Origin of the sequence: Nocardia sp. NPDC051787 (assembly GCF_040681325.1) — a bacterium.
Taxonomy (GTDB): Bacteria; Actinomycetota; Actinomycetes; order Mycobacteriales; family Mycobacteriaceae; genus Nocardia.
In genome coordinates this window covers 18,196-31,964 of record NZ_JBFAYO010000051.1, presented here as the reverse complement: position 1 = coordinate 31,964, position 13,769 = coordinate 18,196, and the positions used below count along the sequence as shown (strand labels likewise).

Annotated in this window: 15 protein-coding genes; 9 read left to right on the top strand and 6 right to left on the bottom strand. The window is 66.2% G+C overall.

Going from position 1 to position 13,769, the window contains the following annotated elements; genetic code table 11:
• Window positions 1–22 precede the first annotated feature (22 nt).
• Entirely contained in the window at window positions 23–535 is a 513-nt protein-coding gene (locus tag AB0M45_RS32485; protein ID WP_364337047.1) for a helix-turn-helix domain-containing protein, read from the bottom strand.
• Window positions 536–593: 58 nt separating this feature from the next.
• Between AB0M45_RS32485 and AB0M45_RS32480 the strand changes: the two genes are divergently transcribed.
• Window positions 594–1,238, top strand: coding sequence for a dihydrofolate reductase family protein (locus AB0M45_RS32480; RefSeq protein ID WP_364337044.1), 645 nt, complete (start codon window positions 594–596; stop codon window positions 1,236–1,238).
• Window positions 1,239–1,298: 60 nt separating this feature from the next.
• Here AB0M45_RS32480 and AB0M45_RS32475 read toward each other — a convergent pair whose 3' ends face one another.
• Window positions 1,299–1,739 (bottom strand): hypothetical protein, encoded by a 441-nt coding sequence (locus tag AB0M45_RS32475; protein ID WP_364337042.1) that lies wholly within the window; start codon window positions 1,737–1,739, stop codon window positions 1,299–1,301.
• Between the two features lie 15 nt (window positions 1,740–1,754).
• A complete protein-coding gene (locus AB0M45_RS32470; RefSeq protein WP_364337040.1) occupies window positions 1,755–2,135 on the bottom strand; it encodes a hypothetical protein in 381 nt (126 codons plus the stop codon).
• Window positions 2,136–2,214: 79 nt separating this feature from the next.
• Here AB0M45_RS32470 and AB0M45_RS32465 point away from each other — a divergent pair, with 79 nt between their 5' ends.
• On the top strand, window positions 2,215–2,805 hold the full coding sequence (locus AB0M45_RS32465) for an LppA family lipoprotein (RefSeq protein WP_364337038.1): 591 nt from the start codon (window positions 2,215–2,217) through the stop codon (window positions 2,803–2,805).
• Window positions 2,806–3,052: 247 nt separating this feature from the next.
• On the opposite strand, the gene AB0M45_RS32460 is transcribed toward AB0M45_RS32465, so the two are convergent.
• On the bottom strand, window positions 3,053–3,535 hold the full coding sequence (locus AB0M45_RS32460) for a hypothetical protein (RefSeq protein ID WP_364337036.1): 483 nt from the start codon (window positions 3,533–3,535) through the stop codon (window positions 3,053–3,055).
• A gap of 444 nt (window positions 3,536–3,979) precedes the next feature.
• Here AB0M45_RS32460 and AB0M45_RS32455 point away from each other — a divergent pair, with 444 nt between their 5' ends.
• The 7 genes from AB0M45_RS32455 to AB0M45_RS32425 all read left to right on the top strand — a co-directional run bounded on the left by AB0M45_RS32455 (window position 3,980) and on the right by AB0M45_RS32425 (window position 11,871).
• A complete protein-coding gene (locus AB0M45_RS32455) occupies window positions 3,980–5,074 on the top strand; it encodes a mechanosensitive ion channel domain-containing protein (RefSeq protein ID WP_364337053.1) in 1,095 nt (364 codons plus the stop codon).
• A 173-nt stretch (window positions 5,075–5,247) separates the two neighbouring features.
• The gene (locus AB0M45_RS32450; RefSeq protein WP_364337051.1) at window positions 5,248–7,086 is read left to right on the top strand and encodes a hypothetical protein; all 1,839 of its coding nucleotides are present in this window, start codon (window positions 5,248–5,250) and stop codon (window positions 7,084–7,086) included.
• A complete protein-coding gene (locus tag AB0M45_RS32445) occupies window positions 7,083–7,271 on the top strand; it encodes a hypothetical protein (RefSeq protein ID WP_364337034.1) in 189 nt (62 codons plus the stop codon). Before AB0M45_RS32450 ends, AB0M45_RS32445 begins: the two co-directional genes overlap by 4 nt.
• Entirely contained in the window at window positions 7,271–7,657 is a 387-nt protein-coding gene (locus tag AB0M45_RS32440) for a hypothetical protein (protein ID WP_364337032.1), read from the top strand. The genes AB0M45_RS32445 and AB0M45_RS32440 overlap by 1 nt, the downstream gene beginning before the upstream one ends.
• The gene (locus tag AB0M45_RS32435; protein WP_364337030.1) at window positions 7,654–8,985 is read left to right on the top strand and encodes a hypothetical protein; all 1,332 of its coding nucleotides are present in this window, start codon (window positions 7,654–7,656) and stop codon (window positions 8,983–8,985) included. Before AB0M45_RS32440 ends, AB0M45_RS32435 begins: the two co-directional genes overlap by 4 nt.
• A gap of 466 nt (window positions 8,986–9,451) precedes the next feature.
• Window positions 9,452–10,693: an oxygenase MpaB family protein gene (locus AB0M45_RS32430; protein WP_364337028.1), complete on the top strand. Its 1,242-nt coding sequence runs from the start codon at window positions 9,452–9,454 to the stop codon at window positions 10,691–10,693.
• A gap of 221 nt (window positions 10,694–10,914) precedes the next feature.
• Window positions 10,915–11,871, top strand: coding sequence for an alpha/beta hydrolase (locus AB0M45_RS32425; RefSeq protein ID WP_364337026.1), 957 nt, complete (start codon window positions 10,915–10,917; stop codon window positions 11,869–11,871).
• A 44-nt stretch (window positions 11,872–11,915) separates the two neighbouring features.
• Here AB0M45_RS32425 and AB0M45_RS32420 read toward each other — a convergent pair whose 3' ends face one another.
• Window positions 11,916–12,647 (bottom strand): cache domain-containing protein, encoded by a 732-nt coding sequence (locus tag AB0M45_RS32420; RefSeq protein ID WP_364337024.1) that lies wholly within the window; start codon window positions 12,645–12,647, stop codon window positions 11,916–11,918.
• A complete protein-coding gene (locus tag AB0M45_RS32415) occupies window positions 12,631–13,395 on the bottom strand; it encodes a GntR family transcriptional regulator (protein WP_364337022.1) in 765 nt (254 codons plus the stop codon). Before AB0M45_RS32415 ends, AB0M45_RS32420 begins: the two co-directional genes overlap by 17 nt.
• Window positions 13,396–13,769: the final 374 nt, after the last annotated feature.

Below are 13,769 nucleotides of genomic sequence, written 5' to 3'. Positions count from 1 at the left end.
GCCACCATCCGCATCGCTGCCATCAACCAATGGCTCCGACACGGGTGAGAGCGGGCAACTGCCCACCCTCACCCACTTTCAAAACAGTGGCTAGGTGTGTGGCGCGGAGTTCGGCCATGAATCGCTCCCAGAGCACGGGGCCACCAGTGGCCAGCAGTTCGGCTCGCACTGTCAGTTCCGGCGCGGTGTCCAGCCAGCGTGCGCCCCACGCGCCCAGCTGAGCCATGACCGGGACGAGTTGGATCGCCGCTTCGGTGAGGTGGTATTCGACCTTCTGGCGGTGGCTCGGGTCGTCGTCGCGGGTGAGCAGACCCGCGTCGACGAGTTTCGCGAGGCGGCCGGCCAGGATGTTCGACGCGATGCCCTCGATGGACGCGGCGAGCAGTTCACGAAAGTGGGTCTTGCCGCCGAACATGATGTCGCGCAGGACGATCAGGCTCCACCGGTCCCCGAGTAGCTCGATCGTCATATTGATCGGACAGCCAGACTTGCCTGGGGCGACGGGCAGCTTGTCGCGAGCAACTGGTTGCGCCATGGGATCAGTCTAGGTATGTTCGCAACCGATTGCATATTGCAACCAGAAGGGTGTTCCGATGACACAGTTGGTCCGCGTTCAGAACTTCGCCGTGTCCAGCGATGGATACGGGGCAGGGGAGGGGCAAAGCCTCGATCATCCGTTCGGCCACGCCGATCCGGGAGCGCTCATGTTCTGGGCGGGCGCCACCGCTCACTGGCCCACCCGGACCGACCCCGGGGGAACCTATGGCCTCGACGATTACTTCACTCGCGACTTCACGAACAACATCGGCGCCGAGATCATGGGGCGCAATAAATTCGGCCCGCAGCGCGGGCCGTGGGAGAACTACGACTGGCAAGGATGGTGGGGAGACGAACCCCCATTCCACACGCCCGTGTTCGTCCTCACCCACCACGTGCGGCCCTCGATCACCCTGGCGGACACCATGTTCCATTTCCTCGATGCGTCTCCGAAGGACGCGCTGGCGCAGGCGTTCGACGCCGCCGAGGGCAAGGACGTGCGAATCGGCGGCGGTGTCGCCACGGTCCGGGAGTTTCTCGACGCCGACCTGATCGACACCATGCATGTCGCCGTTGCCCCGGTCGAACTCGGTGGCGGCGAGAGATTGTGGACGAGCCCTGACGAACTCGTCGACCGTTTCCATCTGGAGCGTATCCCGAGCCCGAGCGGGGTGGTGCATCACATCTTCTGGCGACGGTAAGGAGCCGCTCCTTCAGCGACGCCGGGGTACCGACCTCGTAAGGGTCGCTGGTATCCGTGATCAGTCGTCGATGACAGCGTCTTCCAGACTGAGGTCGTAGTCGTCGAATTCGGGGTCGTAGGAGTCAGGTGCAGGTAGATCGCTGGCGATGGCGCCGGACTGCCGGGCGGCTGCGGCGTGGGCGATCCGGTCGTCCTTTGATCCGGCCAGCGCGCGCCACGGCGCGATCAGCTGGTCCAGGTGCGCGGTGAGTGTGGCGTCGGGGGAGTGTTCGTCGAGGGCGGTGACGGCCATGGCGTCTCGACCGATCATTTGAGCTGCCGCGAATGCGTGCAGGTCCGCGGGGCGACCGTGGTCAGGGGAGTCCAGGCAGGCCTGGAAATAGAGGGTGGCCAGCTCGATGGTGTCTCGCCATTGCCGATACCGCCCCTGCTGCTGTGCATGATCGCGTACGGCCGCCCAGGCGCGATTGCGCTGCTCGGTATCCACCGGCATGAGCATCGCGGCACGGAAAAATCACGTCTCGAACGGGATCGAGTTGATCTCGGTGTTCAGGTGGAGCACCTGCTCCCAGCCGGTGCCGAACTGATCGAGTAAGTGGGCGTCGGTGATCTCGAGCCGCGCAAGATAATCGACGCGAGCCTCCTTGGCACCAGGGGCGGACGCGTTCGGCAGCACCGACCCGCGCCCCGAGCGCCACGAGAACACATCCTCGACGATGTACGCATCCCCTGGGACCTCTGCTGTTCTGCTGAGCGCGCAACCGAAGGTGAGTTGAGTGCCGGTGGCCACCGCTGGCCCCCAGGCGAACCCGTTCACTTGGAGCAGCTCTGCCGCGCTGCGAGCCAGCTCGGTCAATCGCTGTGCCGGAGAACCAGCAGTCGGATTCAATGACATGGATGGAGGCTAACCAAAGTCCGAGATTGCGCGGGAAGCGTGCTCACCTTCCGTGCGGACGCGGGGGGCGTGAGAGACGATGATGACCGGACTGTGGTGGCCGCCGCCCGCGGTATTGCGCTGGGCTGCCGCGCTCGCGGCTGTGGCGGCCAGTGGATGCGCGACCCTGCTCGATGAGCCCGCCCCGCCGCCTTCGGCGGACGAGATCGCCGTCGCCGCAGCGGAATTGACTGATTTGCCGTCTTCCGAGGCAACCGAGCAGCAGGTGGCATCGGTCGTCGAGCAGATCGCGGCCGCTGCCTCAGCGATCGAACCGGCGCTGCGGTGGAGCCGGAGCGAGGACCGCGCGCTGGGGCCGTGCTATGGGCCGTACGCGCACACCGGCGGCAGGCGCGTCGTCCTGCCACGCTACCGAACCGACGGTTCGCTGCCCGAGGCGGCGTGGCCCGGATTTCAGGACACGGCCCGCGCGCTGGCCACGTCCGTCGGCGCGACGGACATGCTTCCCGGCAGTAGCACGTCGCCGGACCGGCACGTCACCTTCGAGGGCGGAGATGGTGCGGCGTGGGACAGCAACACCGAGCTGTCGGTTTTCGCTGATGCCCGGTCGATGACGATCACCGCGACCGTGGGCTGCCGACTGCCGGCAGGCCAGCGGACAACTGGGTAAGCCCGCGCTGACACGGCGACCGACACGAAGTCGGACCGCTTTGCCCTCGAAGAGTTCAACCGAGCCGCACTGCCCGCGTACGGACGAAAAAGCCGCCGCGAGTTCCCAGCCGGAGCTGGGAGGAGTTCCCCAGCGCAACACCAATTCTGCGCGACTGTATCGGCCAACGTTCATGCCGTAGAGCGTGCACGCTGCATCGACGATGCCGACTTGTGCGTCGTGGCGGAACGTTCGCTCGGCAGCCGGACTATGGGTTGGCCGGAGCGGACAATGCCCGACGGGCGCTGCGCCGCTTGGTGACATACGGCAGTACGAACATGTACAAACCGGAAATCAGCAGGAAAGCGAGCGGGAGCAGCGGTAGGTAGGACACCCAGACGACAGGCTCCTCCTGTGCCAAGGCGACGAAAGTGGCGAGGATGGTCGAAACAAAGACAATGGCCGACCAACGATGCAGCTGCCGGACCCACTGCGCAGACGGACGACCCTGAGCCTCCACCACCTGCCGGGGCGGGATGTCTGCGGCTGGTCGGCTGCGCCGCTTGGTGGCATACGGCGCCACGAATAGGTAGAGACCTGAGAACAGGAGCAAGGCGAGTGGGGCCAGCGGTACGTAGGCCACCCAGACCGGACCCTGCAGCGCCAAGGCCACGACAGTGCCGATGACGGTCACCGTGAAAATAATGGCCAGCCACCGGTGTGTCTGCCGAACCCACTTGTTCCAGTTCATTGCGTCCTCCTCTGCATACGAGTAACCCGCGTCCCGGCGACCTGCCGGGCAAATGTCGATGGCGAAGACGTTAGCTACGGCTCGGTGACCAGCGCTTCTCGATTCCTGATCGTTCTGGTCACCCCGCTCCGACCCGGGCGGCACGCGGAACACGGTGGTGGGATTCGCCACAGCGGCATCACGACATCCGACGGCGAAAGCGGGTATGCGCCTTGGGAGCAAGTCGACCGAGGGAGGATGTCGTGTCTGTTTCGGCCTCGCGCCTGCAGTATTGCGCCCACCGGCGCTGTCGCGGTGGTTATTCCGACGCCTGAGCAATATCCGGAGTCAGCGGTTCATTCGGAGTGGACGGGCGGGTAGGCGCGGTGCGCTGTCCTTACATCGAAAGCGAAGCAGCGCATTGCGCTTGGGTGGAAGACGAAAAGGAGTCGATCCTTGGAGGAAGTGTTACGGCCGCTCATCGTGGTCTTCGGTACGGTGGCGATCACTGTCACAGTAGGTCTGGCGATGGATCGAATGCTGCGATACAGCGCACGGAGGCGACCGGGTAGTCATCTGCCTACGCTGCTGCGTCGCGTGCAGTTGCCCGTGCAGGTATTGCTCGGCTCGGTGGCGTTGCATGCCACTTATCCCTTGGCGCAGCTCGATTTGCCCCAGGACAATATGATCCGAACCATCTTGGCCGCGGCGGCCATCATCGCGGCGGCTTGGCTGGTGATCCGCGCCGCCGACGCCGTCGCGGAGAGCATGTTGCGCTCCTACGCCGGGCGTACTCGGGAAGTCTCGCGGGTACGGCAGTTGCGCACCCAGCTGGGGCTGGTGCGCCGCATCGTGACATCGGTATTGGTCGTCACGACCGCTGCCGTGGCGATCCTGCTGCTGTTTCCGAGTCTGCGGACGCTGGGTACGTCACTATTGGCTTCGGCCGGCGTGATCGGGATCATCGCCGGTGTCGCCGCGCAGTCGACGTTGAGCAATCTCATCGCCGGTTTGCAGATCGCTTTCGGTGACTCGGTCAAGATCGGGGATACCGTTGTCGTGGAGGGGGAGTGGGGCATAGTCGAGGAGATCACCCTCGCGTTTCTCACCGTGCGGATCTGGGACGACCGCAGGCTGACGATGCCGGTCTCCTACTTCAACAGCAAACCGTATGAGAACTGGTCGCGGGGCGGCCCGCAGATCACCGGCACGGTGTTCTTGTACTTGGACCACAGCACGCCGGTACCGCTGCTGCGCGAGCATTTACACGAGTATCTCCGCGAACGCAGGGATTGGGACGGTCGTAGCTGGGACCTGGTGGTCACGGACAGCACCCCGACGAATATCGTGCTGCGCGCGACGATGTCGGCGGCCAACGCCGACGACGCCTGGGATCTGCGCTGCGCGGTCCGGGAGGAACTGCTCGGCTGGCTCGGCAGCCATCACCCGCACGCACTGCCGAAGATCCCGACCGCGATCACCAACTCTGCCACCGGCGACGGCCAGATGGCATCGACGGCCGATCGTTCCAGCGGCGAGGGTAACGGTTTCGGCGATTGACCTCGGCCGTCCGGCGCTGCCGCGGATTCTGATCGCCGCAAAATAGCTACTCGATTGCGGGCGGTCCGGGGTCGACCGCTTCAGTGGCGGCAATATTCATGATACCGTACGTCACATATACATACTTCATGTGATGGAGGTCTCTGGTGCCCGACATCGCCCGAGAAGGGCTTATGTGGTTCGCCGCCCCGGGTACCGAGGGGGGTGGAGCGGCGCTGGGCCAGGTGGCGGTCATGACCGGCGCCGCGGGCGTCGTCGCGCTCCTACTGCTGTGGGTCGGGTATCTGCACCGGACCCGCCGAATCAGGTGGCTGCAGCGGCTCGCCGACCGTATCGGGCTACTGTTCAACCGGCCCGGTTGGGTCGCGCTCCCACTCGCGATGTTCCTCGCGACGATCCTGACCGCGCTGTTGGGCTTCATCTGGGATGTCAGTTTGCACGTGGGCAACGGCCGCGATGACGGGCCGCTGGCCAATCCGGCGCACTACTTCATCCTGGCGGGATTGTTTTTCCTGTTCACCGCCGGGATGTCGGCGATCGTGCTCCCGTTGGACGAGAAGCCCGGCGTCGCGGCGGTGCGCATCACCCGCACCTGGTATGCGCCGGTCGGGGGCATCCTCCTTGCCGGTGCCGGCCTCTACGCGCTGATCGGTTTCCCCCTCGACGACATCTGGCATCGGCTGTTCGGGCAGGACGTCACGCTCTGGGGGCCGACGCATCTGATGCTCATCGGCGGCGCCGGCTTATCGCTGGTCGGTGTGCTGCTGCTGGAGTTCGAGGGCAGGCACAGCAGGCCCGATCCCGACCGCGCCGATGGGCGACTGATGTGGCTGCTGCGGTCCTTTGCCTTCGGCGGTCTGCTCATCGGCCTGTCGGTGTTCCAAGTCGAATTCGACTTCGGAGTGCAGCAGTTCCGGCTCGTGCTGCAGCCGATGCTCATCGCGGCCGCGGCCACCGTCACCCTCGTCGCCGCCCGCGCGACCCTCGGGCCGCTCAGCACCCTGGTCGTGGTGGTGTTCGCCGCCTTTGTCCGTGCCGTGGTAGCCGTGCTGGTCGGCGGGCCGGTCATCGACGCGCCCCGCAATGTCTTCCCGCTGTATCTCGGCGCAGCCGTCGTGGTGGAACTGCTGGCGCTGCTGCCGCTCGCCCGGCGGCCGATCTGGTGGGGTGCGGTCTGCGGGCTCGGGATCGCGACGGTGGGGCTGTGGCTGGAATCCCTCTGGATCCGTGCGATGTTCGTGAACGAGTGGCCCAGGGCGATGTGGCCGGAACTTTTGGCGATGGCGGTGCCCACCGGCATCGCGGGCGGTGTCGTCGGCGCGCTGCTGGGCATGGTGCTGCGGGGCGAAGCGCTGCCCCGCCCACCGCTGCGACGCGGCCTGATGATCGCGGCGGTCGTGACCGTGGCGGCCGCGACCGCCAACGGGCTGCTCATCGAGGTACCGGAACGGGCCGACGCCATAGTGACACTGCGCGACGCCGAATCGGACACGGACGGAAGAATGGTGCTCGCCGACATCCGTCTTACGCCTGCTGATCTCGCCGGCTCCGATCCCGAATGGGTTCAGATCCTGGCCTGGCAAGGCGGGATCGGCGGTGACAGTCCCGGCCGCGGTCTGGTCGTCGACCAGCTCCAGCGGGTGGGCGCCGGACACTATGTGTCGACCAAACCTGTTCCGGCGCATGGGACATGGAAGACGGTCCTGCGAATGCAAGATGGTCGTGTACTGACCGCGGCGCCGATTTTCATGGCCGCCGATCCGGGGCTCGGCGTCGAAGAGGTCCCCGCGCTCGCCTCCTTCACCCGGCCGTTCATCGCCGAGATCACCGTGCTCCAGCGGGAGCGATCGTTCGACCACCCGTCGTGGTTGTTCGCTGCGGCATCGCTGGTCGTGCTGGTGTGCAGCCTCGTCCTCGTCGGAGCGCTGTCCTGGGGTGCGGCGCGGATCAACGACCGGTATCCGCACGCAAGCCCGACACCGGCGCCGGAAGAACCGGCGGTTTCGCGATGACCCAGGGCTACGACGGCGTGGACCTGCTGGCCGGTCATTCGATCCTGCTGGCGATACCCGCGTTCGTGCCGGCGTTGCTCGTGGTCGCCGTCGTAGTGTTCGTCGCCCTGCGAGACCGTCGTGCGGAGGATCGCGATCGGAGGGCGGATTCGCCGTCCGAACCCGGCGTGAACGAGGAGGACTGATGTCATCCGTGCGGCGTTGGGGCGCGCTCGTACTTCTCGGTGGACTGCTCGCGACCGGCTGCGCTTCGTCGGATCCCGCGCCCGCCACATCGACGACCGCAGTAGCAGGGGCCTCGGACAGTCTCGTCATCACGGTGCGGATCGCCGCAGGCGTGGTGAGCCCGGCCGACGTACGCCTGGAGGCCCGCGTGGGGCAACCGATCGAGATCGTGGTCGACAGCGATACCGACGACGAACTGCACGTCCATGCCACGCCCGACCGCACCTTCCCGATCATCCCGGGCGCCGGCCAGCGCTTCCGCTTCACTGTTGACGTGCCGGGACGCGTGGAGATCGAACTGCACCACGCCCGGCGGACGGTGGCGACGCTGCTCGTGCGCGGATGACCGTTCTGGCCCACGGCCTCGGCGGTGCCACCGACCTGCCCATTCCGTTGTCGTACGCGCTCGTCGGGGGCGCCTGGGCGTTGACGTTCTCCTTCGCGGTGCTGGTGGTGGCCTGGCGCGAACCCCGGTTGGCTCCACGATCACCCGGAGTCGCGCTGCCCTCGGCCGTTGGCGCGGTCGTGGACTCCAGGGCGGTTCGGATCGTGATTTCGGCCGTGAGCGTGGGCGCTACGGCCGCCGTTCTCGTGATAGGTGGACTCGGAACCTCCGAAGGCAATCCCGTGCCAGGCGTTGTCTACGTATTCCTGTGGGTCGGTGTCATGGTCGCTTCGCTCGTCGCCGGATCCGTTTGGAAGGTCCTGTCCCCGGCGCGTGCGGTGCATCGCGCCATCTGCGTGGTGTGGCGCCGTCAGCCCAGCCGCGGGCTGATCCGCTATCCCGGTACTTGGGGCCAGTGGCCCGCGGTGCTGGGCCTGTTCTCCTTTGCGTGGCTCGAACTGGCCTATCCTGAGCCGGGTTCGGTTACGGCGGTCACCACGTGGCTGGCGGGATATCTCGTCGTGACGACAATGGGGCTGATCGTGTGTGGCACCGCTTGGGCCGAGCACGCCGACCCGCTCGAGGTGTACAGCAGCCTGGTGGGCAAGCTGAGCCCGTTCGGCCGCCGCGATACCGGTGAACTCGTCCTGCGCTCGCCGCTGGACAACCTGGCGGGCACTCCGGCGCGGATCGGTGGGGTGGCCGTGGCCGCCACCCTGCTCGGCTCGACGGCGTTCGACAGCTTCACCACATTTCCTTCGTGGCGCGGTTTGCTGGCCGGCGCCGGAAGCGCTGGATCCGAAGTCCTGCCGACCGTACTGAACACCGTGGGTCTGGTCGGCTTCATCGCTGTCGTCGGCGCTGTGTTCACGATTGCCGCCAAGGCGACCGGCGGCCTGGACGAAACGCAGCGGAGACTGCTTCCGGCTCGCCTCACGCATAGCCTGACCCCGATCGTCGCGGGCTACCTGGTGGCCCACTACCTCACGTTCCTCGTGGAGAAGGGGCAGGCGACGGTGATCTTGTTCGCGGATCCGTTCGAACGAGGCTGGGATCTCGCGGGGCTGTCCGGGCGCGACGTCGCCTACGTACTGTCCACCCACCCCGCGGCCCTGGGGACGATCAAGGTGCTGGCCGTGGTGACGGGCCACGTCCTCGGGGTCGCCGCCGCCCACGATCGCTGCCTTCGGCTGCTGCCGCGGGCACATCGGCTCACCGGTCAGCTGGCTCTGATGCTGACCATGGTCGGTTTCACCTTCACCGGTCTCTACCTGCTGTTCGAGTCCTGACGGAGTCCGTCGAATCGGATATGCGGGGGGTAGCAGTCCCGGCGGGCTCCCGGGCGCGGGCACTCCGCACCGGCGTGATGGATGAACGGCGGCCGCGAGTGCAGCCCGCGAGCCGATGGGCGAGGTAGTCACGTACATGGATAAGTGACTGCCTGTTATCGCAGTTCTTTGTGCGGTTACGCAGCGGTTCCCATGCTGCCCTATTCAGCTTCTCGGCATCGCCTCGCTGAATCCACGCTGCGAGTGCTCTGGTTATCCTCCTGTTCAGGGGCGTAAACAGACGGCATCCCAGTCGGTTGCTGCATGGCGACCCAGGAGGTGAGAGTAAATCCCGGAAAGTTCGGACAACGTGTTGGAAAGCTATATGTTAATGGATATTCTTATCCTTTGAAGGTGCGGAACGGGTGCTGCCGGTCTCATCGCATCGTCACGGTGGTGCTCGAGCTCAATGAGGAGTAGCGAAGACATGGATGGATTCAGCAGGCGCGACGCGTTGAAGACCGGTGGGGTAGTGGGTGCACTCGGTGCGCTGGCCATGGTGACGCCCGCACGGGCGCAGCCGTGGACGTGGTCACCGCAGGGTTCGGTGGCGGGTAGCGGGTCCGGGGTCGATCCGATGGGGGTGTGGGACCCCGAGGCTGACGAGCTGGTCGCCGCAGTGCTCGACAGGGGCGAGGTGCCGAGGATCAATGAGCTGTTGCGGACCTGGACCAGGAACGGTCAGCCCTTGCCTGCGGGTCTGCCGCCGGATTTGCGGGACTTCATGGAGTACGCGCGTCGGCTGCCGCCCTGGGCCGACCGCGGCAAGCTGGCCACCGCGGTCGAGTTCAACAAGAAGCGGGGTCTCTATCTCGGTGTGTTGTACGGGCTGGCCAGCGGCATGATGAGCACGGTCATTCCCAAAGAGGCGCGCGCGGTCTACTACTCCAAGGGTGGTCATGATCTCAAGGACCGCATCTCGAAGACCGCGAAACTCGGCTACGACATCGGGACCGCGAATGCCTATGCACCCGACGGTGAGATGGTCGTAACCTGCGTCAAAACCCGGCTGGTGCATGCCGCGGTGCGTCATCTGCTGCCGCGGTCCCCGTACTGGGTGCACGCCGCCGATGAGGACATTCCGATCAGCCAGAACGACATGATGGTCACCTGGCACAGCCTGCCCACGACCGTCATGAAGCACCTGACCGCGTGGAAGGTGCCGATTCCCGCCGCCGAGTCCGAGGCCTTCCTGCACTCCTGGCAGCTATGCGCGCACATGCTCGGCATCCGCGACGAGTACATTCCCGCGTCGTGGGCGGAGGCCGATGCCCAGGCCGCGCAGGTCCTCGACCCGGTGCTGGCTGCGACCCCGGAGGGCGCCAAGCTGGCCGACAGGCTCCTGCGCCTGGGTGCCAACCTCGACCTCGCCATCCTCAGCAAGCCGGTCCTCGGCGCGTTCACCCGCTTCCTGCTCGGTGACAAGATCGCCGATGGCCTGGCCATCCCCAGGGAACCGGTCTGGGACCCGCTGCTGCGGGCGAGTTGGGGGCCATTCGTCGCCGTCCGCGAAGGCCTGCTCCCCGTTGTCCCGCTTGCGCCGGATGCCTACTGGCTCTTCGACGAATTCCTCCGTCAGGCAGCCCTGATCTACTTGGCCGAACTACGGATGCCGATCAGTATCGAAATCCCAGAGATGAACCGAGACATGAACCGACCGCCGCGCTGATCCGGGGCTCGGCATCGGTGATGTGCCCGGTCACGACATCGTCTACCGGAAGAAGCACATCGAGGTGCACCGGCCGCCCGGCCATCGGCTCGGGCACCGGTGCACCCTTGGGTGGTGATCTGCTCCACCTTGGGGGACGGACCCCAGCACTCGGGGACCTGATGCCGGCGGCATATCTGGCGGACAGTTGAACAAGTCACCGCCAGCAGACCGGAGCCCTCATGTCGATCTCGAGCACAATCGCCACCCCGGCAGCGCGTCTTGCCACGGTCTCGACCGAAGACGGTGTGGCACTTGCGATTCGCGAATACGGCCCACGAGACGCCGAGCTCACCGTCGTGCTCTTGCACGGGCATTGCCTGCGCACCGAGTCCTGGGCCTACGTCCGCGACGCGCTGCTGCGCCACTACACCGGTGCCCGGATCGTCTGCTACGACCACCGCGGCCACGGCGACTCCGCCGCGGCGTCCCGGCGGACCTACAACCTCGAGCAGCTCGGCCACGACCTGCGCGGCGTTCTCGACGCTGTCGCCCCCAACGGGCCCGTTGTCCTCGTCGGCCACTCGATGGGCGGCATGACCGCACTGACCTACGCCAGCCAGAACCCGCACGAGATCGGCACGCGCATCGTCGGCGTCGCACTCATCGCGACCGCCGCGAGCGGGCTGGCCGACGCCGGCTTCGGCCGCCTCCTGCGCAACCCGGCCGTTTCCGTATTCCAGGCTGCCGTGCGGCGCGCGCCCAGCGCGATGCACCGCGCGAAGCTGATGGCCTGCAAGCTCCTCGCCCCCATCGTCCGTACCGCCGAATTCGGCGATCGCAAGGTCAGCCCCCGGGTGCTCACCCTTGCCAACGCGATGCGCAACCAGACGCCGATCGTGACGATGGCGAGCTTCTTGAGCGATTTCATGGCTTACGACCGAACCGACGCGCTTGCGGTTCTCTCGAAGATCCCGACATTGGTGCTGTGCGGCTCCGCCGACCTGATGACGCCGCCGTCGCATTCCGTCGCGATGGCCGCCGCCGTCGAATACTCGGACTTGGTGCTCGTCGACGGCGCCGGTCACTCGGTGATTCTCGAGCAGCCACGACAGGTGGCCGAGGCCATCGCGCGCCTGATGACGCGAGCGGGCGGTATCGGCCAGGTCGAGGACGCCCACCTCACCCTCGTCGCGTAAGGGTCCGCCGGGCGGCGACGCTGCTGGATCGGTGTCCCGCGGTCTCAGTGGCGTGCCATGGATCCCAGCGGGCGCAGCGACCAGGGCACCGCCTCGATCGGCACCGCCGCGGCAGATCGGTCCATCCGGCTCGTCTTGGATCCGGTGGTGAATTCGGGATCGGTCCCCATGATGACGCGGCCCTCGTCGTTGACCAGGAGCACCCGCTGACCGGATGCCCGGAATCGCGGCAGCAAGACCTCTTCGATCGCGGCGACCGGCACATCGGCACCGGCGATTCCGAGGAAGGTTCCCGAGGTGATCGTGACCGGCACCGCGAAGGTGCAAACGTACTGATCGCTGCACGCGTAATCGAGGTTCGGCCCGTACACCCATCGCTTACCGTGGTCACGCGGGATCGCGAACCAATCCATTCCGGTGTAGTCGTAGAAGTATTCGCTCTGGGGATTCAATTCCAGCGTCAGGCGTTGCGGTCCGCGCTGTACGTCCAGAGACCACCATTCCAGGTAGAGGGGGCGATCCACGAGAACGCCGTCGGCCAGCACCACGCCGGCGCCGTGGAACAGCTTTCCGCGCCGCTCGAGCTCGCCGAGAATGGTCTCGCGCAGCGGTGCGAGGTCGGTCGACCGCGGCTTCTCGATCAGACCGTTCCACAGGGTCGTCAGCGCGGTCCCGATGGTCTCCAGCGACAGGTAGACCTCGTCGGCCAGTTTCGTGACAGCATGAGCGAGCGACTCGACGGTCACCGAGGCCGGCAAGTTATCGGTGTCCCTCATCATCACTGAGCTCCAAGCGTAGGGCGACGAGGCGGCGGATCCGTGATTCGGTATGTGATTCTGCCAGTTCTCTCGCCCGGGCATCGTCTTCTCGTTCGATCGCGTCCACCAGGTCGCGATGCGCGGTCGCCTCCGCTGCCGGGTCCATTTTCAGCCGCGGCAGCCAGAGCAAGGCGGATAGCTCCGCCTGCAGGCCGACCTGGGCGCGGGTCAGCCGGGTGGACTGCGCACACACCGCCATCTCGATATGAAAGCGGCTGTCCGCCCGGCGCGCCGAGACGGGTTCTGTGCTGCCCTTCAGCCGCTCGGCCAGGGCGCGGAGCCGGGCTATATCGGCCCGCAACCCGCGGCGCGCGGCGAGCACGGCAGCCGCTCCGGTGACGGCGAAGTGCTCGTCCCCCAGATCGCGCAGCTCCTGGATGCTCATCTGCTGCAACCGCGCCAGCGAGGTGGTCTCGAGGATCTCCGCCGAACCGTGGATGAAGCTGCCACCCCCGCGCCCGCGCTTGGTGTAGACGATTCCCTGCTGCCGGAGTACGGCCAGCGCCTCCCGCAGGGTCATCGTCGACACACCCAACTGGTTGGCGAGATCGGTCTCGCTCGGCAACTGCTGCCCGTCGGCCATCACGCCGAGGCTGATCGCGGCGGACAGCCGCTGCACCACGGCCTCGGTTTTCGGACCGCCACCCTGGATGGGTGACAGCACGGCGCCGAGTGCGCTCAATCCGGCGCTCTCCTGGTTGGACAACGCGACTCCTCGGGTGGCGGGGACCTGACGCAATTCTAGTCGATGAACACTTGAAATATGAACTATAAAGTTAGAGATATAAGCAGTCTGGCCTGCGCTGACCAGGCGGTGCGGAACGCTCGAAGGCGAGGCGGGCGTCGAGCGGGCCGTGGACTTAACACGATGCTTACCGCAGAACCATTGAACTATGAAATCTAATGTCTTATGTTAGGAAATTGTGTGATCTGCCCCATCCGGGCACCTGACGCGCCAGCGTCACGATCGAAGCAGGAATTTCCCCATGTCCGAGAACGCGACGAGTCCGAGCGAACAGCGGTGGTGCATCCGTGGTCGGGCCGAGTTTCCGGCCGAGCCGGCTGTGCACAGCCGAGTGC

What these genes read in the sequence shown, in the direction of transcription:
- AB0M45_RS32425 (WP_364337026.1), top strand. Translation starts at nt 10,915, where the DNA reads ATGTCGATCTCGAGCACAATCGCCACCCCGGCAGCGCGTCTTGCCACG.
- AB0M45_RS32440 (WP_364337032.1), top strand. Translation starts at nt 7,271, where the DNA reads ATGTCATCCGTGCGGCGTTGGGGCGCGCTCGTACTTCTCGGTGGACTG.
- AB0M45_RS32470 (WP_364337040.1), bottom strand. Translation starts at nt 2,135, where the DNA reads ATGTCATTGAATCCGACTGCTGGTTCTCCGGCACAGCGATTGACCGAG.
- AB0M45_RS32485 (WP_364337047.1), bottom strand. Translation starts at nt 535, where the DNA reads ATGGCGCAACCAGTTGCTCGCGACAAGCTGCCCGTCGCCCCAGGCAAG.
- AB0M45_RS32460 (WP_364337036.1), bottom strand. Translation starts at nt 3,535, where the DNA reads ATGAACTGGAACAAGTGGGTTCGGCAGACACACCGGTGGCTGGCCATT.
- AB0M45_RS32465 (WP_364337038.1), top strand. Translation starts at nt 2,215, where the DNA reads ATGATGACCGGACTGTGGTGGCCGCCGCCCGCGGTATTGCGCTGGGCT.
- AB0M45_RS32445 (WP_364337034.1), top strand. Translation starts at nt 7,083, where the DNA reads ATGACCCAGGGCTACGACGGCGTGGACCTGCTGGCCGGTCATTCGATC.
- AB0M45_RS32420 (WP_364337024.1), bottom strand. Translation starts at nt 12,647, where the DNA reads ATGAGGGACACCGATAACTTGCCGGCCTCGGTGACCGTCGAGTCGCTC.
- AB0M45_RS32475 (WP_364337042.1), bottom strand. Translation starts at nt 1,739, where the DNA reads ATGCTCATGCCGGTGGATACCGAGCAGCGCAATCGCGCCTGGGCGGCC.
- AB0M45_RS32435 (WP_364337030.1), top strand. Translation starts at nt 7,654, where the DNA reads ATGACCGTTCTGGCCCACGGCCTCGGCGGTGCCACCGACCTGCCCATT.
- AB0M45_RS32480 (WP_364337044.1), top strand. Translation starts at nt 594, where the DNA reads ATGACACAGTTGGTCCGCGTTCAGAACTTCGCCGTGTCCAGCGATGGA.
- AB0M45_RS32430 (WP_364337028.1), top strand. Translation starts at nt 9,452, where the DNA reads ATGGATGGATTCAGCAGGCGCGACGCGTTGAAGACCGGTGGGGTAGTG.
- AB0M45_RS32450 (WP_364337051.1), top strand. Translation starts at nt 5,248, where the DNA reads ATGTGGTTCGCCGCCCCGGGTACCGAGGGGGGTGGAGCGGCGCTGGGC.